This window comes from Microbacterium sp. C5A9, from assembly GCF_022627955.1.
In the GTDB taxonomy this organism is placed as follows: domain Bacteria; phylum Actinomycetota; class Actinomycetes; order Actinomycetales; family Microbacteriaceae; genus Microbacterium.
Map to the genome: position 1 here is coordinate 1 of NZ_JABXGD010000003.1, position 22,834 is coordinate 22,834.

Consider the following 22,834-nt stretch of genomic DNA (forward strand, 5'->3'; position numbering starts at 1 on the left):
CCGCGCGGGCCCGCCCGCACCGCCAGATGCGTGTCGGTGACAGAGCGAAGACGACGAAGTCGACTGAGACGAAACGTCGCAAACCGACCCCGAAACGCACCACGTTCCGACTCGGACCGCTCCGCGGGCCTCGGTCGACGACTGTCAGGACTGCGCGGCGAGCCAGGCGGCGCGCATAAAGCGCCGCACGTCCTCGTCGACGCGGATGTCGCTCGGGCGCAGCGCGCGCGACAGGTACAGGCCGTCGATCGACGTCAGGCGCGAGAGCGCCACATAGGTCTGCCCGGGCGCGAACGCACCGGAACCCAGGTCGATGATCGCGCGGTCGTAGGTCTTGCCCTGCGACTTGTGGATCGTGACCGCCCACGCCAACCGCAGCGGGAACTGCGTGAACTCGGCGACCACGTCACGGCTGAGCTTCTTCGTCGACGGCTCGTACGAGTAGCGGAACCGCTCCCAGACGGCCGGATCCACGTCGACCTCGTCCCCGTCGATCTCGACGCGCACCGTCTCGCCGAGGATCCGCACGACCGTGCCGATCGTGCCGTTCACCCACCGCGGCGGCTCTCCCGACATCGAGGTGTCGTTGCGCAGGAACATGACCTGCGCGCCGATCTTGAGCTTGAGCTCGGGTTCTGCGGGCAGCGACGCCTCGCCCCGGCCGAACTCCCCGCTCACCTCGGCCTTCGCGGTCTGCTCCTTGCCGGGCAGAGCGGCGAGGTGCCTGCTGTTGATGCTGTTCACGATGTCGTTGCGCGTCGCGAGTGTGATCATCGGCACCTCCCCGGGCTCGGGGTCGGGAGGGGTGCGCGCGCCCTGGGTGTTGAGCACGCCGGCGATCTCGGCCGTCACCCGGCCGTAGCGCACGGCGTTCAGCATGGCCTTGAATCCGTCATCCGACTGCCGGTGGATGTGCACCAGCTCGCGCACATGCAGCTCGGCCCGCGTGTCGACCACGAACAGGCCGTCGTCCTCCTGCGCGCCGGCACCCAGCTCAGCGGCCCCGCCCGTCGATGCTCCGCCCTCGTTCGCGGCATCCTTCCACGGCCCCGCCCACACCTTGGCGTCGAAGAACCAGAACGAGCGGTAGTGGTCCTTGACGTAGCGCAGCTCGTCACCGCGAGGCGGAACGGGTGCGAGCTGGTACGGGTCGCCGAACATGACGATCTGCACGCCGCCGAAGGGGATGCCCCGTTTGCCGCGCGCCTGGCGGAGCGACCGGTCGATCGCATCCATGAGGTCGGCATTGACCATCGAGATCTCGTCGATCACGAGGGTCTCGATGGCGTTGAGGATGCGGCGCGTGTTGTCGTTCTGGTCGATGTCGGAGTCGCCGATCAGCCCGATGGGCAGTCGGAACAGCGAGTGGATCGTCTGTCCCTCGACGTTGAGCGCGGCGACGCCGGTCGGGGCGCAGATCGCGATCTGCTTCTTCGTGTTCCACGAGAAATACTGCAGCAGCGTCGACTTGCCCGTTCCCGCTCGACCCGTGATGAAGACGTGCTCACTCGTGTCCTCGATCAGCCGGAACAGCTCGTGCTGTTCATCGGACAGGGCGGGAAGCGACACGGTTCTCTCAGACGGGAAGGCGGCGGAGCACGGCAGGAGCCGGCCGGAGCAGGAGGCGGCGGGCGCGCGGAAACGCGCGCCTCCATGCTACGTGGCGCGGCGTCACAGTGCGCCACGCGCTCGGCGTCGTCCCAGGCCGCACTCCTAGACTGACGCCATGCAGCGAGTCGAGTCGAAAGCGCCCCGGCGCTCGCGGCTCGTCGCCGACCTCGCGATGCTGACCGTCGTCGGCATCCTGCTCGTGGCCGCGCTGGCCGCGGGCGGCGCGATGCTGTATCAGCAGTTCTACGGCCCGTCGGCCTTCGTGGTTCGCTATCTCGACCTGCTGTCCGAGGGCCGGGCGGCCGATGCCCTGCGGATTCCGGGCGTCGCCGTCGATCGCGAGACGCTCGAGGTCGCCGGCATCGTGCCGACGGCATCCGAGGCGATGCTGCGCCACGCCGCCCTCGCGCCCCTCACCGACGTCGAGGTCGTGTCCGAGAAACCCGACGGCGACGCGACCGCAGTGACGGTGTCGTACAAAGCCGGAGGCAACGCCGGCACCACCACCTTCACGGTCGCGCAGGACGGCTGGGCCGGGGTCACGCCGAACTGGCGATTCACGGCCAGTCCGCTGGCCGTCGTGGAGCTCACGCTCCGCGGCGCCGACCGGTTCGCCGTCAACGGCTTCGAGGTCGACCGCCGCCAGATCTCGGTCGCGGGGATCGACGCCGCCCCGCTCGACCCGCTGCCGATGCTCGTCTTCACGCCGGGCCTGTACTCGGTGACCGTCGACACCCCGATCTCGACGTCACCGGGTGTCGGGGTGCTCGCCGACTCGCCTCTCGCGACCACGCCCGTCGACGTGCAGACCGAGCCCACAGACGAGTTCGTCGCCGTCGTGCAGGAGCGCGTCGAGGAGTTCCTCCTGGCGTGCACCGAGCAGGAGGTGTTGCAGCCGACCGCGTGCCCGTTCGGACTCGAGGTGTCGAACCGGCTCGCATCGCTGCCCCAGTGGTCGATCGCGGCCCAGCCGAAGGTCACGGTCGCCCCCGACGGCGGACACTGGCAGATCCCGCCGACGGATGCCGTGGCGCACGTCGAGGTCGAGATCCGCTCGCTGTTCGACGGCAGGGTTCAGGCGATCGCCGAGGACGTGCCCTTCCAGGTGAACGGGTCGGTCACGATCCTCCCCGACGGCTCCGCCTCGATCCGCGTCGGCTCCCCCGAGCAGGCGGCGCCGACCGGCTGACCCGCTCCCCACCGGCAGGGGACGACCCGAGCCCCGGGTCAGCGTGCCTGGCGCTCGGCCTCGCGCTCGGCTGCCCGACGGTCGCGCTCGGCGAGAGCGGCGAGCTGGGCGTTGTACTCCTCGAGCTCGGCCTCGCCGGTGCGGTCGGCGTGCCGATCGCGGCGCTTCTGCAGCTTGGTGTCGCTGCGACTCCACTGGATCGCGACCGTGATCGCCAGGATCAGGGTCGGGATCTCACCGATCGACCACGCGATGCCACCGCCGATGTACTGGTCGTCCATGGGGTTGGGGCCCCAGGTGCGACCCATCGAGCCGAACCAGTCCGCGACGAGCAGCCCCTCCTGCATCATCATCGCGATGCCGAAGAACGCATGCATGGCCATGACGGCGATCAACGTGATCAGCCGACCGGGATACGGCAGCCGGTACGGCACCGGATCAGCACCGACCAGGCTCATCACGAACAGGTAGCCCGAGATCAGGAAGTGCGCGACCATCCACTCGTGGCCCAGGTGCTCGTACATCGACCAGCGCAGCAGGTCGGTGAAGTAGAAGGCCCACAGCGACAGGATGAAGATGCCCGCGGCGACGAACGGATGCGTGACCACCTTCGCGAACGGCGAGTGCACCGCCCACATGATCCACTCGCGGCCGCCGCGGGTGCCGTCGTCGCGCTTGTGGATGGCGCGGAGCGCCAGGGTGATCGGCGCACCCGACACGAGCAGCAGCGGGATCGCCATCGACAGCATCATGTGCCCGAGCATGTGCACGCTGAAGAGGTACTCCTGGTACGCGTTGATCGGACCGCACGTCACCCACACGAGCAGCAGCATGCCGAGCACCCAGAACACCGTGCGGTGGATCGGCCAGCGGTCGCCGCGCCGGCGGAGTCGACGCGCGCCGGCCAGGTAGAGGAAGAGCCCGAAGCCGGCGGCCACCAGCCAGAGGATGTCGATGTCCCAGCTGGTGAACCAGCGGTCGATCGTGAACTCGGGCGGCAGCGGCGAGCGGGTGAGGTTCTCGGCCGGCGTCTGCACGAACGCGGCCTCCTCACCGGTGGGCGGGGGCGTGCGAGCGAGGGCGGCCGCCGCACCCGAGGCGAGGCCCATCAACGCGACCTCGCACAGCACCAGCATCCAGAACCAGCGCGCCGCGTTCGCTCCGTCGAGCCGCGGGATCAGACGGATGCGGTACCAGGCGCCGAGCAGGCCCATGGCGACGAGCAGCACCGCCTTCGCGATCAGGATGCCGCCGTACGGCGTCAGCAGCTCCGTGACGTCGCCGAGAGCGACCACCGAGCGGGCGAGGCCCGAGACCGCGACGACCGCGAACGCCGCGATCGCCAGGCTCGAGTAGCGGCTGACGAGCGCAGCCGTGCCGACGCCGGAGCGGTCGCGCAGGATGACCACGAGCATCAGTCCGCCGAGCCAGACCGCGGCGCCGATGGTGTGCAGCAGGATCGAATTCACGGCGACGGTGTGCCCCGCCAGATCACCCGAGTGGCCCTGCGTCGCGAGGGGGAGGAAGGATGCCGCGGCGAGCAGCGCCGTGATCAGCGTCGGCGTCCAGGTGCGCCAGGCGAACGCGAGCACCGTGATGACGGATCCCATGATCGTCGTGATCAGCCAGGACTGACCGAGCGCGGTCTGCAGCAGGAAGAAGCCGAGCTGCTCGCCGAACTGCCGATCCGCGCTGACCTTCGGGTTGAACGCCGCGACCAGGGCGAGGAAGGCGCTGACGCCGGCGGTCACCGTGAAGATCGCCGCCGCGATCGAGGCCGTGTTCAGCGCGGTGTCGAACGACTTCTGCTCGCTGCGCAGCGCGAAGAGCGCCAGGACGAGCGAACCGAGCATCGCCGCCGCGGAGATGTTCATGGCCAGCTTGACGACCGGGATCGCCCAGCGCACGACGGGGCCCGGGTCACCCAGCAGAAGAGGTGCCGCACCACCGCCGAGGGCGAGGGCGGCGATCGCCCCGATCAGCCCGGCGCCCACCAGGATCGCGAGGCCGACCACGCGATACGCGGGGCTCGTGCGGGTCTGGACGGCGCGGGAGGTCACCCCCCAAGCCTAAGCCGCGACGGCTGACCGCTCGCCCGTCTGCGCGGGACTGCGGTCGGCGGACGGCGGGACTGCGGTCGGCGGACCCGCACACGAGGGGCGGACGCGCGTGGGGCGGACGCACGAAGGCCGCCCCCGACGCATCGGGAGCGGCCTTCGAAGAGGTGCGGTCTTACTTGACGGCAGCCTTGAGCTTGGAACCGGCGGTCACCTTGACGCGCTTGCCGGCCGGGATCTTGATCTCGGCGCCGGTCTGCGGGTTGCGGCCCGTGCGAGCTGCGGTCGCGACCTGCTCGAACGAGATCCAGCCCGGGATCGAGACCTTGCTGCCCTTGGCAACAGCGTCGGAGACCGAGGAGAACAGCGCGTCGAGGACACCCGAGACGGTGGCCTGGCTCTGGCCGGTGGCGGAAGCGATGCTCGCGACGAGCTCGGTCTTGGTGATGGACTTGTCAGCCATGTCATCCTCCAGCGACGAGGATACCGTCGCATCGTTGTGGTGCGGAGGGCGACTGCCCTCCGTTGGTCGAGTGACCGCCTCGAATGTACCAACGCTCACTGACATTTCCGCGTCATTTCGCGGGTTTTGGGCTATTACTGGGCGTGTCGTGGTGCAGATGTGACGAAAGTGGCGTCTGAGGCGGCCCTGACGTCACCGGGAGAAACCCCCGATCCGGGCCCAGGAACAGCTCCCCCGGGCCCTGAGAGGCGCGGATCAGGCCCGATCAGCACCGATCAGAGGGGCCGATGCGCGGAGATCACGGCCCGCGCCGTGCGCTCGAACGCGGGGCTGACCCGCCCCTCGCCGTCGAGGTATCCGCCGACCAGGGCCGCATCGCGGAGCAGGACGAGGGATGCCGCGGCCTCGTCGGGGTTCTCCAGTCCCGCCCCCTCGGCGACCGCGCGCAGCGTCGAGCGGAACCACTCGCGGTGCTCGTCGATCAGCCGCCGCACGGCGCCCTCGGCATCCGGATACTCGGCGGCCGCGTTGATGAACGGGCATCCGCGCGTGTGCCGCAGACGGATGTCCGCCGCGATGCCGCCGATCACCGCGTCGACGAGGCGCGCCGGCTCGGTGACCGCCGCCCCGGCCTCGGCGAACATCGCACGGAGCATCTCGTCTTCGTTGCGGAGATACGCGAGGACCAGGTTCTCCTTGCCGCCGAACTGCTTGTAGAGAGTGGCCCTCGTGACCTCGGCCTCGTCGATGATGCGATCGACGCCGACCGCATGGATGCCCTCCTCGTAGAAGAGCCGGGTCGCGCTGTCGATGAGCCGGGTGCGAGCGGCGCTCGGCCGCTTCGCGGAGGGAGCGGCGGGCGGGATCGCAGAAGGCGTGGTCTGAGTCGTGGTGTCCATGGTGTTCCCTCTCATCGTGTCATCCGCATCGCGTGATGCGAACCACGTGCTCTCGTTTCGGAGGATCTTCGTCTTTCGGGAATAGGTTGTGGTAGATAGAACGTTCGGTCTACTATCAGCGTAACGCACCCGCACAGGGCGGGGGCAGAAAACGGAGAAGAGACAATGACCAGCACCGACAAGACCCCGATCGTCCTCATCCACGGACTCTGGATGACCCCCCAGAGCTGGAACACGTGGGCCGAGCACTTCCGCGCCCAGGGCCACGAGGTGATCGTCCCCGGGTGGCCCGGCATCGATGACCGCTCGGTCGAGGACATCCGCCGCGCCCCGTCGGCACTCGAGGGCATCGGTCTGGCGCAGATCGCCGACAACTACGAGCGCATCATCCGCGAACTGCCCGTGAAGCCGATCATCATGGGCCACTCGTTCGGCGGGGTGCTCACCCAGATGCTCGCCGACCGCGGTCTCGGCTCCGCCTACGTCGGCGTGGCACCCGGTCAGACTGCCGGCGTCACCGCGCTCCCCCTCTCGACCCTCTGGACCGGAACGCCGATCCTGTCGAACCCGTTCGGCCGCAACGGCGCCAAGCCGCTGTCGAAGCGCCACTTCCACTTCACGTTCGGCAACGACCTGTCGCGCGCGGCATCCGACGCCCTGTGGGAGGAGTACGCCGTGAACTCGTACAACCGTGTGTTCTTCGAGGGTGTGACCTCGGTGCTCAACGAGAAGGGCGGCGTCACGCACGTCGACTACGCACGGGCCGATCGCGCACCGCTGCTGCTGATCGCCGGTGAGATCGACCACGTGGTGCCGCCGACCATCGTCCGCGCGATCGAGAAGAAGTACCGCTCGACCGGCAGCCCCGCCATCGTGGAGCGCAAGGAGTACGCGGGGCGCACCCACCGCCTCGTCAGCCAGGACGGCTGGGAGGAGATCGCCGACTACGCACTCTCCTGGGCTGTGGCGCACTCCTCCGCCGCGCCCGTCGCCTGATGCGGCAGGCGCCCCACGCCCACACACGCGCCCCCTCTCACCCGCACCACCCGCACCGCACCCGCACCCGCACCCGCACCCGCCCATATCCACCCGACGCCCGCACCCCCTTCCGGCGGAGAACTCCGCGTCGGGCGGAGGGTACGGGCGCGGCGGGCCGCCCGACACGGAGATGGCCGCCCGACACGGTGTTCATCGCTCAGCCAGGTGGAGGCGCTGCGCGATCGCCGCGAGGATGACGTTCTGCACAGCTCCCCACTGATTCATCACCTGGTCGTAGCCGACGCGGATCACGTGATAACCGCGGAGAGTCAGCTCGGCGCCATGAGCGATGTCGCTGTTCCGCTGCACTCCGACATGGTGACCGCCGTCGATCTGCACGACCAGACGCTCGCCGATGAGGAGGTCCACGCGATGACCGAGAATCCAGACCTGCGGCGTGAGAGCGACATCCAGCCAGCGGAGTCTTGTGCGGAAGATCGTCTCCGTTCCCGAATCCGCGAAGGGGCGGGCCTCAGCCAGCAGCTCCCGCGCCGCCGCAGGCAAGTCGGCCCGCGCGAGCACATCGGGGTCGACGACCTTCGTGCGCAACGCCGATTCCCACGTCGCGAGAGCATCCTCGTGCGGCAGACACCGCGCGACGAGGATCAGCGCGTTCTCGATCGAGTCCTCCAGCACATCGGGGTCCCGTGGGAAGATCGGCCGGCTCCAATGGACGACGCCGCGAACCGACCGCGCATGCCCCGAGTTGGTCGGCGCCGCGACATGCGCCTCGGCGGCAGCGGTCACCCACAGGTCGCGTCGCGCGGCGAGCGTCACGCAACTCAGCACGACACCCTTCCTGGCCGCCGCGACGAGCATCGGGTCGGCGCCGCGCAGCGCCACCCACCCTCGGCACGCCGACATCACACGGCCGCTTCGAACGGCCGACCGAAGCGCGTGCTCCGTCACCCCCAGGCGGCGCAGCGTCGCGACTCGCGCGACACCCTGCCTCGCGGTGAGCATCCCTTCGACATCCATCCACCGATGATGCCGAGCGCACGAGGGTCACGACCTCCGCTGAGCCGACGCCTGTGCATCCGCGGGCGCATCCGCATCCCGTGCAGGAGAACCCTTCGGTCGGAGAACACCCTGATGGGCGGAGGACACCCTGTCAGGCGGTGAACTCCCTGATGGGCGGAGAAGTCACGCGGGAATGGCCGCCCTACGCCGAGAAGGCCGCCCCACACGGAGACAGCACCCCACACGAAGGCACCGCCCCACGCCCCCACACCCCCGGGTACGCGAAAGGGCGAGGATCCGAAGATCCTCGCCCTTGCTGCTGGGACTTACCAGCTCGACTTGGTGACACCGGGCAGCTCGCCACGGTGTGCCATGTCACGGAAGCGGACACGCGAGATGCCGAACTTCGTGAGGACACCGCGGGGGCGGCCGTCGATGACGTCGCGCGAACGCACGCGAGCCGGCGACGCGTTGCGCGGCAGCTTCTGCAGGCCGACGCGTGCGGCCTCGCGGGCCTCGTCGGTGGCGTTCGGGTCGACGAGGGTCTTCTTCAGCTCGGCGCGACGCTCTGCGTAACGCTCGACGATGACCTTGCGCTGCTCGTTGCGAGCGATCTTGCTCTTCTTAGCCATTGATCAACGCTCCTCTCGGAATTCGACGTGCTGACGGATGACCGGGTCGTACTTCTTGAGCACGAGGCGGTCGGGGGTGTTGCGGCGGTTCTTCTTGGTCACGTACGTGTAGCCCGTACCTGCCGTCGAACGCAGCTTGATGATCGGACGGATGTCCTGAGCCTTCTTGGCCATTAGAGCTTCACACCCTTCGCCTGGAGGTCCTTGACCACGTTCTCGATGCCGCGGACATCGATCACCTTGATGCCCTTGGCGGACACGTTGAGCGTGATCTTACGACCGAGCGACGGGACGAAATAGGTCTTCTTCTGCACGTTCGGGTCGAAGCGACGCTTCGTCCGGCGGTGCGAGTGCGAGACGTTGTGACCGAAGCCGGGAACAGCTCCGGTCACCTGGCACACTGCTGCCATGATGGTGACTCCTTCTATACCGTGAGGCCGGACGGCCTCACCCAAGATCCCTTGTCTGCACGCTGCTCCGCCCCTCAGGACCGAACAGCACGCGAACTGCGCACAGGAGTGTGCGCAGACAAAGAGTCAGTCTAGCATGCGGAGGACTCAGACCCGAACCGCGTCGACCAGCAGTGCGGCCCCGGGTGCAAGCAGCGGCAGCGGCACCCCGACGCGCTCGAGGAAGGCCCCCGACGCCTCGATGCCGCTCTCCACCCAACCGGGATCGGCGACCTGGTGCCGCGACACCCGACCGAGGTCCTCCCGTACACGCAGGCGGTACCGCTCCCCCGCGATCAGCCCCGGGATGCGCGTGCGGGGCGTGAACCCGTCGACCGATGTGCCCAGGCGCACCCAGGCGAACACACCACGCGACCCGTCGGGCGCGACGACCCCGTGCAGCAGCGTCTCGTCGTCGACCTCGTCGGAGCGCACCGTGACGCCGCCGTGCAGCAGCGGCCGCAGCTCGCGGTAGAGGGCCGTCCACCGCGACAGCGCCGCGCGCTCCTCGTCGGTGCACAGGGTGATGTCCCATTCGATGCCGGCGTGGCCGAACAGGGCCGTGGTCATGCGGAACGGCAGGGATGCCGCGCGATGCGTGGTCTCGGCGATCGCCGGGCCCACATGCGAGCCGACGACCTCGGGCGGCACGAGCGTGCCCGTCCATCGCTGGATGCGCTGACGCTCCACCGGGTCGTTCGAGTCCGAGGCCCACACGCGCTGCGTGCGGCGGAGCACACCCAGGTCGACGCGGGCGCCTCCGCTGGCGCACGACTCGATCTCGAGCGACGGATGGCGATCGCGCAGGGCATCGAGCATCGCGTAGAACGCGGCGGTCTGCGCGTGCACCGACGCTCGCCCCGTGCGCGGGGAGACCGCGGCGTGCAGATCGCGGTTGTGGTCCCACTTGATGAAGTCGATGCCGACCTCGGTCACGAGCGCGCTGATGCGCTCGAGCACGAAGGCCGCGGCATCCGGATTCGTGAGGTCGAGCACCTTCTGGTGCCGCCAGGTCGCCGAATACGCCGACGCCTGCAGGATCCAGTCCGGATGCTGTCGCGCGAGCTCGGACACCGGGTTCACCATCTCGGGCTCGAACCACAGCCCGAACCCCATGCCGAGGCCGTGCACGTGGTCGGCGAGCGGGCGCAGCCCATCGGGCCACTTCTCGCGGTCGATGAACCAGTCGCCGAGTCCCGACCTGTCGTCGGGGCGACCGGTGAACCAGCCGTCGTCGAGCACGAAGCGCTCGACGCCGACGGATGCTCCGGCCTCGGCCAGCGCGCGGATCTTCGCCGGATCGTGGTCGAAGTACACCGCCTCCCAGGTGTTCAGCACGAGGGGGCGGGGAGTCGAGGGGTGGCCGGGCAGCGCCCGGGCGGTGCGGTGCAGACGCGCCGAGACGGCATCCAGCCCGCTCTCGCCGTATGCCAGGTAGACGAGCGGAGAGATGTACGTCTCTCCTGCGCCGAGTCGGATCTCTCCCGGCATCAGCAGCTCGCCGCCGCCGAGCACCGCCCCGTGCACGCCCGCGCCCTCGGGAAGACGTTCGACGCCCACCTCGAGGTCGCCGCTCCATGCGACGTGCGCGGTCCAGACCTCGCCGCGGCGGAAGCCGAACCCGTCGGTGCCGACGACCGTGAGGTACGGGGCGTCATGGCCCCCGCGTCCGCGCCGCACCTGGCGCAGGTGCGCGCCGTGGCGCAGCGGTCCGCGCTGCGGGTGGCGCTCACCGGTCCAGCGTCCGGTGTGGTCGAGCACCTCGGTCGCGTGGGCGGGGATCGGCAGCAGCACTCGCGCCGCCAGGAGGTCGAGCGGGTCGCCGTCGACGGTGCTCATCACCGAGACCTGCGCCGTCAGCACACCCTCGGCGTCCAGGGTGAGGTCGAGCACGACCGTGGCGCCCGCCGCGGCATCCTCGAACCGCCCCCGCAGCGTCGACGGTGTGGACTCCCACCCGACAGACCGCAGCAGGGGTGCGCTGTGCAGCCCCCCTCGGTGCCAGGCGAGCGCCGGCGCACCCGACCATCCGTCGGCTTCGACGGCGAGCAGCGGGAAGATCCGCGGCGCATCGAACGAGCTGAACGTGACCGACCCGGTCGACGACGCGCGCAGCGCCTCGACGTCGGCATCGGCGAGCTCGGCGCCCCAGTGCAGCAGGCGCGCACGGTCGGTGTCGACGACGACGCTCACGCCGGCCGAGGTCAGGTGGACGAGTTCGCTCATTGCCGCTCCAGACGAGAAGGGAGGCCCACCCGTGAGCATACGGGTGGGCCTCGCAGGTGATGCAGTCGATGCCGGGCGTTACTCGGCGACGGGGATCGACGCCGCCTTGAGCGCGTCGACGGTCGACGTCTGACCCTTCTCGATCGCGTCGAGCAGGGTGCCGCTGCCGCTGACCGCGGCCTTGAAGCCGTCGGAGACGTCGGCGTAGGTCTGCGTCATGGTCGGGCCCCACGCGAAGTCGGGCGAGACCTGCGTGGCCGCCTCGGCGAACACGTCGTAGATCTTCTGGCCGCCGTAGAAATCGACGCCCTCGGCGTACACCGGCAGGGTCAGACCGTCGGTGGTGGCCGGGTAGAGGTTGGCGGCCTCGGCGAGCGCGGTCAGCGCCTCATCCGACGTGTTGAGCCACAGCGCGAACTTGGTCGCCTCGTAGACGTGCTCGCTGCCCTTGAGCACGGCGGTCGACGATCCTCCCCAGTTCCCGGCGGCCGTCGCTCCGGCCTCCCACTGCGGCAGGGGCGCGACGGCCCAGTTGCCCGCGGTGTCCGGCGCGCCGCTCGAGATGGAGTTCGCACCCCAGACGGCGGAGTTCCAGGTCCAGACCTCGCCCGAGTTGTACGCGTTGTTCCACTCGTCCGTCCACGCGGGAACCGTCGCGACGAGGTCGTCGTCGAGCATGCCCTGCCAGAACTCGGCGACCGTGGTCGTGGCGTCGTCGTCGAGGGTCACGGTCCATCCGGCGTCGTCGCTCGAGAACCACTGCGCGCCGTCCTGCCAGGCGAAGCCGGCGAACTGGTTGATGTCGGACTGCGAGAAGTTGGTGATGTACCCGCCGAGCTCGCGGATCTTCACGGCGGCCTCACGGTACTCGTCCCACGTGGTGGGGATGGCGATGCCGTTCTGCTCGAACAGGTCGGCGCGGTAGAACAGGGCCATGGGGCCGGTGTCCTGCGGGATGCCGTAGACGCTGTCGGTGCCGAGCGTGACCTGACCCCAGGCCCAGTCGACGAACTGGTCCTCAGCGGCGACGACGTCCTCGCACGCGCTGAGGTCTTCGACGCCGTCCTGCACGAGGAAGTTCGGCAGGGCGTCGTACTCGATCTGACCGAGGTCGGGGGCGTCGCCCGCCTTGATCTGGTTGAAGAAGTTCTGGTACGTGCCGCCGTTGCCGTTCGGGCCGGTCTGCACCTTCACCTGGATCTCGGGGTTGGCGTCGTTCCAGATCTTCACGACGTCTTCGATGCCGGGGATCCAGGAGGTGAACTCGAGCGTGACGTCTCCGTCAGCCGGGGTGCATGCGGCGGCTGCATCGCCGCCGGTGCTGTCTCCGCCGCCGGCGGAGCAGCCTGCGAGCGCGAACGCCGAGATGGCGATGACGGCCGCTGCCTTCTTCTTCGAATGCATTTCGATCCCTTTCATGGATGCGATGTGGTGCTGTGGGTGAGGTGATGCGGGTGGTGCGGGTGGTGCGATGCCGCGCGGTCGGGCCGCGCGGCGGCCTGCTCACTTCAGGGCGCCGGCGCCCAGTCCGTTGCGCCAGAAGCGCTGGAGCAGGAGGAAGGTGACGATCAGCGGGATGACCGACAGCAGAGCGCCGATCAGCACGAGACCGCGGAGCTCGGGCAGCTGGTTGAGCTGGTTGTTCCAGTTGTAGAGACCGAAGACCACCGGGAAGAGCTCTTCGCTGCGCAGCATGATCATCGGCAGGAAGAAGTTGTTCCAGATGGCGACGAACTGGAACAGGAACATCGTCACGAGCGCCGGGGTCATCAGGCGGATGCTGACGGTGAAGAACGTCCTGATCTCGCCCGCGCCGTCCAGGCGGCTGGCCTCGAGCAGCTCGTCCGGCACCGAGGAGCTGGCGAAGATGCGCGCCAGGTAGACCCCGAACGGGCTGACGATCGAGGGCAGGAAGACCGACCAGAACGTGTTGGTCAGCTGCGCCTGGCTGAAGATCAGGAACAGCGGCAGCGCGAGGGCGGTCGCCGGCACGAGCACGCCGCCGAGCACGATGTCGAACATCAGGTCGCGGCCGGGGAAGCGGTACTTCGCCAGCGCGTATCCGGCCATGGCGGCGAGTAGCGTGGCGATCGCCCCGCCCAGCGCGGCGTAGAGCACGGAGTTCAGCAGCCACCGCAGGTAGATGCCGTCACGGTAGGTGAACAGCTCGGCGATGTTGTCGAGCAGGTGGAAGTCGGCGAACCACAGCGGGGCGGTCGTCAGGATGTCGCCGGTCTCCTTGCTGGAGGCGACGAGCAGCCACCACAGCGGCAGCAGGAAGTAGACCGTGAACACGGCCATGATCAGCATCGCGGCGGTGCGCGAGATGCCCGATTCGCGAGCGGCCCTTCCGCCCGTGGCGGTGCCGCGCTTCTGCGCGCGACCCGGGGCGACGATCGACATGGTGCTCATGCGTTCTGCTCCTTGCGCTGCATGTACTTCATGAATCCGAACGACAGCACGAAGGTCGTCACGGCGAGCACGACCGAGAACGCGGCCGCGAGGTTCGTGTTCGGGATGGATGCCGTGGCGTAGACCGTCATGTTCGGAGTGAACGTGCTGGTGACCGCCGAGCTGAAGGAGCGGAACACCTGGGGCTCGGCGAGTAGCTGCAGGGTGCCGATGATCGAGAAGATCGCGGTCATCACGATCGCGGGACGCACCAGGGGGATCTTGATCGACCAGGCGATGCGCCACTGGCTCGCGCCGTCGAGGCGGGCCGCCTCATACAGCTCCTGCGGGATGGAGAGCAGCGCCGAGTAGATGATGAGCATGTTGTAGCCGACGTAGACCCAGGTCACGACGTTCGCGATCGACCAGAGCACGAGGTCGGCGCCGAGGAAGTCGATGTTCTTCGTGATCGCGGTGAACGGCGACAGGTTCGGCGAGAAGAGCGAGCCCCACATGATCGCGGCGATGACGCCCGGCACCGCGTACGGCACGAAGAACGCGAGACGGAAGAAGCGCTTGCCCCGCACGAGGGGCGAGTCGAGCAGCAGGGCGAACACCAGGGCCAGGCCCAGCATGACCGGCACCTGCACGACGCCGAACATCAGCATCCGCCCCATCGAGCTCCAGAACGCCTCGTTCTGGAACACGAGCACGTACTGGGTGAGGCCGCCGAACACCTCCTCGGCCTTGCCGAAGGTGCCGTCGCGCCGCACGACCAGCAGCGACTGCCAGAACGCGTAGGCGATGGGCACCACGTAGAACAGCGCGAACAGCACACCGAAGGGCACGAGCAGGAACGCGATGGCGCCCTTGTGCGGGATGCGGCGGCGGCGACCGGGCGCGGACTTCGCCGAGCCGACCGCCGGGGCGGCGAGCGTGGTGGTCATACATCCTCCTTGATGATGCGGACGGCCCCCGCCGGCACGAGACCGGTGGCAGGCGCGTCGGTCACGAGATCGTGGCCGACGAGGGAGATCTCGGCGTCGGAGTCGCCGTGGTTGATGACGAACAGATAGCTGTCGGTGCCGTTCGAGCGACGCACGATCTCGATCTCGCGGGTCGCCCCGGGGATCGGTGCGACCCCGGCGGTCTCGGCGAGGCGCGCGATCAGGGCGCGGTAGTCGTCGCGCGAGGGCTGCGTCGCGAGGAACCAGGCCTCGCCCGCTCCGGCCGTGCGGCGGGTGAGGGCGGGACCGCCCGCCGCGGGGCCGTCGGCGAACGCCGCGACGACCTCGGCATCCGTGGTCTTGAAGCGCTCGCTCCACACCGACGCCGTGCTGCCGTCGGTGAGCGCGACGGTCTGACCAGGCACGAGCGGAGCGAACTCCTCGGAGCGGATGCCGAGCAGATCGCGGAACGCCCCGGGGTAGCCGCCGGTGCGCACGCGGTCCTGCTCGTCGACGATGCCGCTCTGGAAGGTGATCAGCGCGACCGCGCCGTTCTCGACCGCCCTGGCGATGACGGCGGCCTCGTCGTCGGTGATCAGGTGCAGCGCCGGCACGACGATGAGGCGGTAGCCGTCGAGATCGGCGCCGGGGCGCACGACGTCGGTCGTGATGCCCGCGTCGCTCAGCGCGGCGTGCGCGGCGTGCAGCTGCCCGAGATACGTGACGCCCTCGCTCGGGCGCCCCTCGTTCTCGATCGCCCACCAGCTCTCCCACGAGAAGAGCACGGCGGCGTCGGCCTCGACGCGGGTGCCGGCGACCTCGCCGAGCCGATCGAGCAGCCCGCCGAGCTCGACGACCTCGCGCCACTGGTCGGAATCCTCGCCGGCGTGCGGGACGAGGGCCGTGTGGTACTTCTCGGCCCCCTGCGTCGACGCGCGCCACTGGAAGAAGCAGATGCCGTCGGCGCCGCGGGCGACGTGCGCGGCGATGTTGCGTCGCAGCTCGCCCGGCGCCTTGGCCAGGTTGTAGGGCTGCCAGTTCACCGCGCCGGTCGAGGTCTCCATGAGCAGCCAGGGCGCACCGCCCGCGAGGCCGCGCGTGAGGTCCGCGGCGAACGACAGCTCGCCACGGGGGTCGTCGAGGCGGCGGTCGAGGTAGTGGTCGTTGGCGATCACGTCCATGTCGCCGGCCCACGTCCAGTAGTCGAGATTGCGGATGTGGGCGGTGACCATGAAGTTGGTGGTGACGGGCACGTCACTGCGCTCGCGCAGGATCGCCGCCTCGGCACGGTAGAGCGCGAGCTGCTCGTCGGAGCTGAAGCGGTGGAAGTCGAGGATCTGACCCGGGTTGCGCAGCGACAGCGCCTGTGCCGGCACGTCGATGTCGTCGAACGAGCTGTAGCGCTGGCTCCAGAAGGTCGTGCCCCAGGCCCTGTTCAGCGCGTCGAGGTCGTCGTCGTAGCGCTCGCGCAGCCACCCGCGGAACGCCGCGGCGCTGGTGGTGCAGTAGCAGAGCGCGTTGTGGCAGCCGAGCTCGTTCGACACGTGCCACAGCGACACGGCGGGGTGGTCGCCGTAGCGCTCGACCACACGGGTCACGACCTCGGCCGCGTAGTCGCGGAAGATCGGCGAGCTCGGGCAGTACGCCTGGCGTCCGCCGGGGTGGAAGACGGTGCCGTCTTCGCCCACGGGCAGGATCTCGGGGTGCGCGGCGGTGAGCCACGGGGCCGGCGACGCCGTGCCGGTGCCGAGATTGATGCGGATCCCCGCTGCGTGCAGCAGGCCGATGATCTCGTCGAGCGCCGAGAAGTCCCACACCCCGCGCGAGGGATTGATCGACGACCAGCCGAAGATGTTGATCGCCACGAGGCCGACGCCCGCCTGCTGCATGAGCCGCACATCCTCCGGCCAGACGCTGCGGTCCCACTGCTCGGGGTTGTAGTCGCATCCGAAGACGAGGCCGCCACCTGCGGAGAGGGTGGCGATGCGGTCGGACACTGCGGCGGCCATGCGAGGCGCTCCTTTGCGGATCATGTGTGCACGTGCACAGCTCGCGGCGTGAGAACAGCGATCGGGTTTTCTGTGAACGTGCACACATCGTCGCATGTCGCGGAGACGGTCGTCAAGTCGGGGCCGATATGCTGTCGACCGTGAGCTCCTCCACCCGCCGTCGCAGCACCGTGCACGACGTGGCGCGCGTGGCCGGTGTGTCGCGCGGAACCGTCAGCCGCGTCATCAACGGCGGCTACGTCTCGGATGCCGCGCGCACCGCCATCGAAGAGGCGATCCGCGAGGTCGGATACGTGCCGAACACCGCCGCGCAGAACCTCGTGCGTCAGCGCACGCAGGCCATCGCGTTCATCGTGCACGAGCCGCACGCGCTGTTCCTTGAGGACCCGAACATCGGCGCGATCATGCTGGGGACGAACGAGACCCTCTCGGAGGCCGACTACCAGATGGTGTGCCTGGTGGTGGACTCGGATCGCGACACCGAGCGCGTGGCGCGCTACCTCAACGGCGGATTCGTCGACGGGGCCGTGATCGTCTCCGCCCGCGCACAGGACCCCATCACCAAGGCCGTCATGCGCCTCGACCTGCCCGTCGCCTACGTCGGCCACCCGCCCGAGGTCGATGCCGCCTGGGTCGGCGTCGACAACCGCGGGGCCGCGCGCGCCGTGACCGAGCGTCTGCTCGCGACCGGCCGCACCAGGGTCGGCATGATCGCCGCCGCCCTCGACCGCGATTCGGGCACCGACCGACTCGCCGGGTTCACCGAGGCCCTCGGCACCGCCTTCGATCAGACCCTCGTCGAAGAGGTGCCGCTCTACTCGTACGCCGACGGTGCCGCGGCGATGGCTCGTCTGCTCGAGCGCGTGCCCGACATCGACGGGGTGTTCGCCGCATCGGATGCCGTCGCCGCGGGCGCCATGTGGGCCCTGCGCGAAGCGGGGCGACGCGTGCCCGAGGACGTGGGCGTGGTCGGCTTCGACAACAGCAGCTGGGCCACCCGCACGACGCCGCAGCTGTCGACCGTCGACCAGCCCGCGCAGGGGCTCGGGGCCGCTGCCGCGGCATCGGTGCTCGCACAGCTGCGCGACGATCAGCGCCCGCGCGAGGGCATCATGCTGCCGACGCCCGTCGTCTGGAGGGACTCGGCCTGAGGGAGTGCCGCTGAGCGCTCGGACCGGCGAGGCTCGCGTGTCTCAGGCACCCTCGACGGATGCCGCCTGGGCGCCCCTGCCCCAGCGGAACGGCGACACCGTCGGGTCGCCCGCGATCCAGAACCGCCACGGGAAAGCCTCGGTTCCGGCGACGCCGGCGACACCGACCCTCGGCCCGGTCGCGACATCGCGCACCGGGTCGTCCCGCAGCCACAGCTCGGCGCGCGCTCCCGCGAACTCCTCGCCGGCGACCGCGTCGATCCCGTCGTGGATCGGATGCCGCAGCCCCGAGGCCTGACCGAATCGGCCCGGCCCGCGGGCCAGATCGCGCACCGCCGTCGCCCGGAGAGGCGGCGTGGCACCGCGGCGCACCGCCACCGCATCCAGCCCGCCGACGACCTCCCCCGCGCGCATCAGGATTCCGCCGGCCTGCCCTTCGGGCCCGCAGACGACGTTCACGCACGAATGGATGCCGTGGCTCAGGTACACGTACAGGTGCCCCGGCTCGCCCCACATCGTCGCGTTGCGCGCCGTGCGGCCCATCCGCGCGTGCGAACCCGGATCGGCCAGCGGTCCTGTGCCGTGCCCGTGATACGCCTCGACCTCGGTCAGCCGCAGGCGCACCTCGGAGGCGAGGCCCCCGGAGTCCGGCACGACCGTGCGCAGCTCGGCCCCGAGCAGCAGAGGAGCGACATCGACGGCCAGGCCGCTGAGCTCGGCACGGGTGGCGCGGTGCAGCGCATCCGTCGACATGGCGTCTAGAACTGCGGCGCCGTCTGGCACCATGACGCGTCGAACCCGGTGAGCGCGACCAGCTCGTCGCCGGTGCGCAGATCGATCAGATGCATCTCCATGTTCTCGGGCAGTGGGAGAAGCATCTGGTCGTACGGGTTGTCCGCGAGATCGGGCGCGATCACGACCGCCGCGTACTGGCCGCTGGGCGAGGCGCACGCCTGCAGGATCGAATCGGTCGAACCGACCTCGACCAGGGGCGTCGCCGCCCCCTCGTCATTGACCTTGATGATCGCCTGGCCGTTCGGGACGCCGCTCTCGTTGCGCGCGACGACGTGGCGCAGGGTCCCGCCGGGGAACGGCGTGATCGTGGTGGCTGTGCCGTAGTCGGGCGACGATGCCGCGAGGGGCTGCTCCGATCCGTCGGCGAGGTTGAGTTCGACGACCGAGCCGTCGAGGCGCTCGACGATCGCCGTGTACGTGCCGCGGCTGATTCCCTGGATGGTCGTCGCGAGTCCGAGGGACTGCACACCGGCATCCGTCGACCGGTCGACCAGCGACAGGGCGCCGTCGAAGTCGATGAACAGCACGGCGGCGCTGTCGGGCACGAACTGCCAGACGAAGATGTTCGCCTCCGTGCCGCCGACCTCGGTGATCACGGGCTCGTCATCGCCGCTGAGCGACTGGGTGACGAGCACGCTCGCGCGCCCCTCGGTGTCGCTGAGCTCCTTGTCGGAGTAGCTGTAGCCGACGTAGCCGCCGCGCTCCGAGACCTGGATCGCACCGACATACCCCTCGCCGGGCAGCGTCAGCTCACGCTGCTCGGAGCCGTCGCGGTTCATGACGAGCAGCTTCGAGCCGTCGTCCTCCTCGATCGAGACGACGAGCTGCGTCGACGTCGCCCGGAAGTCGTTGATCTTGTCGGCGGAGAACACCGCCACGGCCTTCTCGCCCGTGAGGTCGGTGCGGAAGATCGAGTCCTCACCGTCGACGTCGCGCCGCAGCAGGAAGATGTTCGACGCGGGAGTCGTGAAGGCCTGGGTCAGCGTCGCCGACGGACCTCCCCCCGCGCCCTGCACGTCGGCGATGCTCACGGTGTACTTCGTGTCGTCGTCGAGCGGGACCGTGAAGCGGATGCCGATGCCGCGGCCCGCCGCATCGAGCGTGAACGGCACCGCGGGCTCGACCGTGACCTGAGACTCGTCGATCGCCGTGAGCGACTGATTGGCCGTGAGGATCATGCGGCTGCCCGACGACTCGATCGCCTGCGCCGGATCGACCTGCACCTCGGTGATGCGGGGCCCCTGCGTGAGGCTGACCACCCCGAGGCCCGCGCCGACCAGCACGAGGATGCCGAGCACCGCGCCGAGCGCGAGGATGAACCGGCGGTCGCGGGGAGCAGCGGGCTCACCAGCGGTCGTCGAGCGAGCCGCCGGTGGGACGAGATGCGGGTCCGACTCGGGAGCGGGGTCTTGCGGAACGGAGTGCGTTTCGTCTCGGTCGGCTCCGCCGTCCTCGCTCAACGACCGGGGGGAAGCCGGCTCCCCCTCGGTCGTTGAGCGAGCCGCAGGCGAGACGAAACGCGGGTCCGACTCCGGAGCGGGGTCTCGCGGGACGAAGCGCGTTTCGTCTCGGTCGGCTCCGCCGACCTCGCTCGACGACCGGGAATCATTGTCGGCTCCGCCGACCTCGCTCGACGACCGGGCTGCGGCCGCTTCGCGGGCAGCGCGCATCTCGGCGCGCGTGCGGGGGACGGCCGGCGTCTCGGGACGCTCGTCGTCAGTACTCATACGGGTCCCCGGGCTCGTCGATCGCCGTGACCGAGGTCGGGTCGACGTGCAGTGCGCCGTCGGCATCCGCCTTGACCGTGCCCTCGACCTCGACCCACTGGCCCGTCGAGAACTCACCGGCATCGATCGTGACCGGCACCGTGGCCGGCTGCGCGTCGATCACGCAGTGCGTGATGACCATGCGCGTGAGGTTCACGCCGTCGCCGTCGGTCGGCGTGACGAACCCGGTCAGCGTGACCGTCTTGCCGTCGTACGCCGAGGTGTTCGTGGCCGTGGCGAAGACGCTGGCCCAGTCGCCGACGCCGAACGTGGCGGTGTCGGCGACGCCGAGCGTCACGTCGTCGGCACCCGCGAAGAGCGCGGTCTGCTCCCCGACGCGCGACATCGCGAGCTCGACCGACAGCGACGCGGGGGGCAGCACGAGAGCCGCGACGACCACGCCCGAGGCGACGACGCCTCCGGTCACGGTGCCCGCGAGCGCCAGGGTGCGACGGCGCGCCGACGGAGCATCCCCGTGCTCGCCGGTGTCGTGGCTCGCCCCGTGATCATGGCCGTGACCGTGGTCATGCCCGTGATCGCCTTCGGAGCCGAGGGGCAGCGTGCACGACCAGATCGCTCCGGCGAGGGTCACCACCGCCGCCGCGCAGGCGAACCACACCGACTCGGGGCTGATGTAGAGCGTGAGGCGGCCGGTGACGCCCAGGCCGAGGGTCACGACGGCGACGACCGTGGCGAGACCGATGCCCAGCCAGCGGCTGCCGACAGCGCGGCGGCGCGCCGAGCGCTCTGCCGTCGAGGAGTCAGACAAGGACGTTCACCCCGATCCCGATCACGAAGGCCGCCAGCACGACCACACCCACGATGCCCGCGAGCGTGCGGGTCGTGAAGGTCGTGCGCATCAGGGCGAGCATCTTGACGTCGACGAGGGGTCCCACGAGCAGGAAGGCGACCAGTGCCCCCGACGAGAACGTCGAGGCGAACGACAGCGCGAAGAACGCATCGACGTTCGAGCAGATCGCGACGGTCATCGCGAGGGCCATCATCGCCACGATCGACAGCACGGGGTTCGAGCCGATGGCCAGCAGGAGGTCGCGCGGGATCAGCACCTGCACGGCGCCCGCCAGCGCCGAGCCGATGATCAGTGCGGGCATGACCGCGCGCAGCTCGACGAGGAACTGCGTGAGACTGCGGCGCACCGGGGTGCCCGGCTCGTGGGTGACCCGATCGCACGTGTCGATGAACCGCTGCGTGAGCAGGGAGTCGGGCGAGGGGTGACGGCTGTAGATCCAGCCGATCAGGTTCGCGATCAGGTAGCCGCCGATGAGACGGGCGACGAGGATGCCGTCGTCGAAGCCGAACGCCGCGTGCGTGGTGAGGATCACGATCGGGTTGACGATCGGCGCCGCGATCAGGAAGGTCAGCGCCTCGGCCGGAGCGAGTCCGCGCATCATCAGACCTCGGGCGAACGGCACGTTGCCGCACTCGCACACCGGGATCAGCATGCCCAGCAGCGACAGCACCGCACGGCGGGCCCACGCCCGCTTCGGCAGCCAGCGATGGATGACGTCGGCCGGCAGCCACACCTGCACCACGATCGACAGCAGCACGCCCAGGATCACGAACGGCAGCGCCTCGATGAGCACGCTGAGGGCGAGGGTGAGACCGTCCTGCGCCCTGTCTGGCAGGCTCGCGGTGAACAGCGTGGGCAGGAACCGATCGATCAGGAAGAGCGCGGCGACGATCGCGGCCCCGATGCCCACGCCGATCCACGGCGAGCGCGGCGGGCGAGCGGGCGTGCGGTGGGAACCGTGCGCATGGCCCGGCCGCGTCGTGGCCTGGGCGGTCACGCGTTCGCTGCCTCTTCTGCGTCGCGCTTGTTCGTGCACGGGGCGCACAGTCCGAAGATGTCGACGACGTGCGCGGCATCCGTGAAGCCGTGCAGGGCCGCGGTGCGGTGCGCCCACTGCTCGACGTCGGTCGCCTCGATCTCGACGGTCAGTCCGCAGTTGCGGCAGATCAGGTGGTGGTGGTGGCCCTGCGTCGTGCAGGCACGGTAGAGGGCTTCACCCTCAGGGCTCTGCAGCGAGTCGGCGTCTCCCGACGAGGCGAGTCCGGCGAGCGCGCGGTACACGGTGGCCAGGCCGATGCCGGTGTTCTCGTCACGGAGCGCGGCATGCAGACTCTGCGCGCTGACGAAGCCGCGCGCATCGGCGAGGGCTTCGCGCACGCGTTCGCGCTGCCAGGTGTTCCGTTGAGCCATACCGACGATTCTAGGCGCGTCGCCCTTGTC

21 protein-coding genes are annotated in these 22,834 nt (G+C 69.7%); 3 read left to right on the forward strand and 18 right to left on the reverse strand.

Translation table 11 applies throughout. The features are described from left to right. Positions 1-144 precede the first annotated feature (144 nt). Positions 145-1,569, reverse strand: coding sequence for an ATP-dependent RecD-like DNA helicase (locus HWD99_RS06640; protein WP_241795451.1), 1,425 nt, complete (start codon positions 1,567-1,569; stop codon positions 145-147). Between the two features lie 157 nt (positions 1,570-1,726). Here HWD99_RS06640 and HWD99_RS06645 point away from each other — a divergent pair, with 157 nt between their 5' ends. After that, positions 1,727-2,800 carry a hypothetical protein gene (locus tag HWD99_RS06645; protein WP_241795452.1) on the forward strand — a complete coding sequence of 358 codons (1,074 nt, stop codon included), beginning with the start codon at positions 1,727-1,729 and terminating at the stop codon, positions 2,798-2,800. A gap of 38 nt (positions 2,801-2,838) precedes the next feature. On the opposite strand, the gene HWD99_RS06650 is transcribed toward HWD99_RS06645, so the two are convergent. From HWD99_RS06650 to HWD99_RS06660, 3 genes are all read right to left on the reverse strand, one after another. Then, entirely contained in the window at positions 2,839-4,860 is a 2,022-nt protein-coding gene (locus tag HWD99_RS06650; protein ID WP_241795453.1) for a cytochrome c oxidase assembly protein, read from the reverse strand. Positions 4,861-5,032: 172 nt separating this feature from the next. Further along, a complete protein-coding gene (locus HWD99_RS06655; RefSeq protein WP_050724056.1) occupies positions 5,033-5,320 on the reverse strand; it encodes an HU family DNA-binding protein in 288 nt (95 codons plus the stop codon). A 275-nt stretch (positions 5,321-5,595) separates the two neighbouring features. Then, a complete protein-coding gene (locus HWD99_RS06660; RefSeq protein WP_241795454.1) occupies positions 5,596-6,219 on the reverse strand; it encodes a TetR/AcrR family transcriptional regulator in 624 nt (207 codons plus the stop codon). A 165-nt stretch (positions 6,220-6,384) separates the two neighbouring features. On the opposite strand from HWD99_RS06660, the gene HWD99_RS06665 reads away from it, so the two are divergent. Further along, on the forward strand, positions 6,385-7,215 hold the full coding sequence (locus HWD99_RS06665; protein ID WP_241795455.1) for an alpha/beta hydrolase: 831 nt from the start codon (positions 6,385-6,387) through the stop codon (positions 7,213-7,215). Between the two features lie 192 nt (positions 7,216-7,407). Here HWD99_RS06665 and HWD99_RS06670 read toward each other — a convergent pair whose 3' ends face one another. The 9 genes from HWD99_RS06670 to HWD99_RS06710 form a co-directional block, all read right to left on the reverse strand. Continuing rightward, on the reverse strand, positions 7,408-8,235 hold the full coding sequence (locus tag HWD99_RS06670) for an endonuclease domain-containing protein (protein WP_241795456.1): 828 nt from the start codon (positions 8,233-8,235) through the stop codon (positions 7,408-7,410). A 308-nt stretch (positions 8,236-8,543) separates the two neighbouring features. Further along, positions 8,544-8,849 (reverse strand): 30S ribosomal protein S14, encoded by a 306-nt coding sequence (gene rpsN, locus HWD99_RS06675; RefSeq protein ID WP_017829734.1) that lies wholly within the window; start codon positions 8,847-8,849, stop codon positions 8,544-8,546. A gap of 3 nt (positions 8,850-8,852) precedes the next feature. Beyond that, positions 8,853-9,023 carry a 50S ribosomal protein L33 gene (gene rpmG / locus HWD99_RS06680; RefSeq protein ID WP_045257250.1) on the reverse strand — a complete coding sequence of 57 codons (171 nt, stop codon included), beginning with the start codon at positions 9,021-9,023 and terminating at the stop codon, positions 8,853-8,855. Further along, complete coding sequence (gene rpmB / locus HWD99_RS06685; protein ID WP_017203559.1) at positions 9,023-9,259, reverse strand: 50S ribosomal protein L28; 237 nt, start codon at positions 9,257-9,259, stop codon at positions 9,023-9,025. The genes rpmG and rpmB overlap by 1 nt, the downstream gene beginning before the upstream one ends. 147 nt (positions 9,260-9,406) lie before the next feature. Beyond that, on the reverse strand, positions 9,407-11,524 hold the full coding sequence (locus HWD99_RS06690) for an alpha-galactosidase (protein WP_241795457.1): 2,118 nt from the start codon (positions 11,522-11,524) through the stop codon (positions 9,407-9,409). Between the two features lie 78 nt (positions 11,525-11,602). Then, positions 11,603-12,928 carry an ABC transporter substrate-binding protein gene (locus HWD99_RS06695; protein WP_241795458.1) on the reverse strand — a complete coding sequence of 442 codons (1,326 nt, stop codon included), beginning with the start codon at positions 12,926-12,928 and terminating at the stop codon, positions 11,603-11,605. 99 nt (positions 12,929-13,027) lie between these two features. Beyond that, entirely contained in the window at positions 13,028-13,927 is a 900-nt protein-coding gene (locus HWD99_RS06700; protein WP_374205455.1) for a carbohydrate ABC transporter permease, read from the reverse strand. Between the two features lie 5 nt (positions 13,928-13,932). Continuing rightward, a complete protein-coding gene (locus HWD99_RS06705) occupies positions 13,933-14,862 on the reverse strand; it encodes a carbohydrate ABC transporter permease (RefSeq protein ID WP_241795460.1) in 930 nt (309 codons plus the stop codon). Next, positions 14,859-16,871, reverse strand: a complete 2,013-nt coding sequence (locus HWD99_RS06710; protein ID WP_241795461.1) for a beta-galactosidase — start codon at positions 16,869-16,871, stop codon at positions 14,859-14,861. Before HWD99_RS06710 ends, HWD99_RS06705 begins: the two co-directional genes overlap by 4 nt. A gap of 140 nt (positions 16,872-17,011) precedes the next feature. Between HWD99_RS06710 and HWD99_RS06715 the strand changes: the two genes are divergently transcribed. Further along, on the forward strand, positions 17,012-18,022 hold the full coding sequence (locus HWD99_RS06715) for a LacI family DNA-binding transcriptional regulator (RefSeq protein WP_241795462.1): 1,011 nt from the start codon (positions 17,012-17,014) through the stop codon (positions 18,020-18,022). 42 nt (positions 18,023-18,064) lie between these two features. On the opposite strand, the gene HWD99_RS06720 is transcribed toward HWD99_RS06715, so the two are convergent. From HWD99_RS06720 to HWD99_RS06740, 5 genes are read right to left on the reverse strand one after another with little or no spacing between them, the layout of a single operon-like run. After that, positions 18,065-18,775, reverse strand: coding sequence for a DNA-3-methyladenine glycosylase (locus HWD99_RS06720; protein ID WP_241795463.1), 711 nt, complete (start codon positions 18,773-18,775; stop codon positions 18,065-18,067). A 5-nt stretch (positions 18,776-18,780) separates the two neighbouring features. After that, positions 18,781-20,544 carry an Ig-like domain-containing protein gene (locus HWD99_RS06725; protein ID WP_241795464.1) on the reverse strand — a complete coding sequence of 588 codons (1,764 nt, stop codon included), beginning with the start codon at positions 20,542-20,544 and terminating at the stop codon, positions 18,781-18,783. Further along, positions 20,534-21,352, reverse strand: a complete 819-nt coding sequence (locus tag HWD99_RS06730; protein WP_241795465.1) for a TIGR03943 family protein — start codon at positions 21,350-21,352, stop codon at positions 20,534-20,536. Before HWD99_RS06730 ends, HWD99_RS06725 begins: the two co-directional genes overlap by 11 nt. Then, entirely contained in the window at positions 21,345-22,391 is a 1,047-nt protein-coding gene (locus HWD99_RS06735) for a permease (protein WP_241795466.1), read from the reverse strand. The genes HWD99_RS06730 and HWD99_RS06735 overlap by 8 nt, the downstream gene beginning before the upstream one ends. Then, positions 22,388-22,804, reverse strand: a complete 417-nt coding sequence (locus HWD99_RS06740; protein ID WP_194762277.1) for a Fur family transcriptional regulator — start codon at positions 22,802-22,804, stop codon at positions 22,388-22,390. Before HWD99_RS06740 ends, HWD99_RS06735 begins: the two co-directional genes overlap by 4 nt. Positions 22,805-22,834 lie beyond the last annotated feature (30 nt).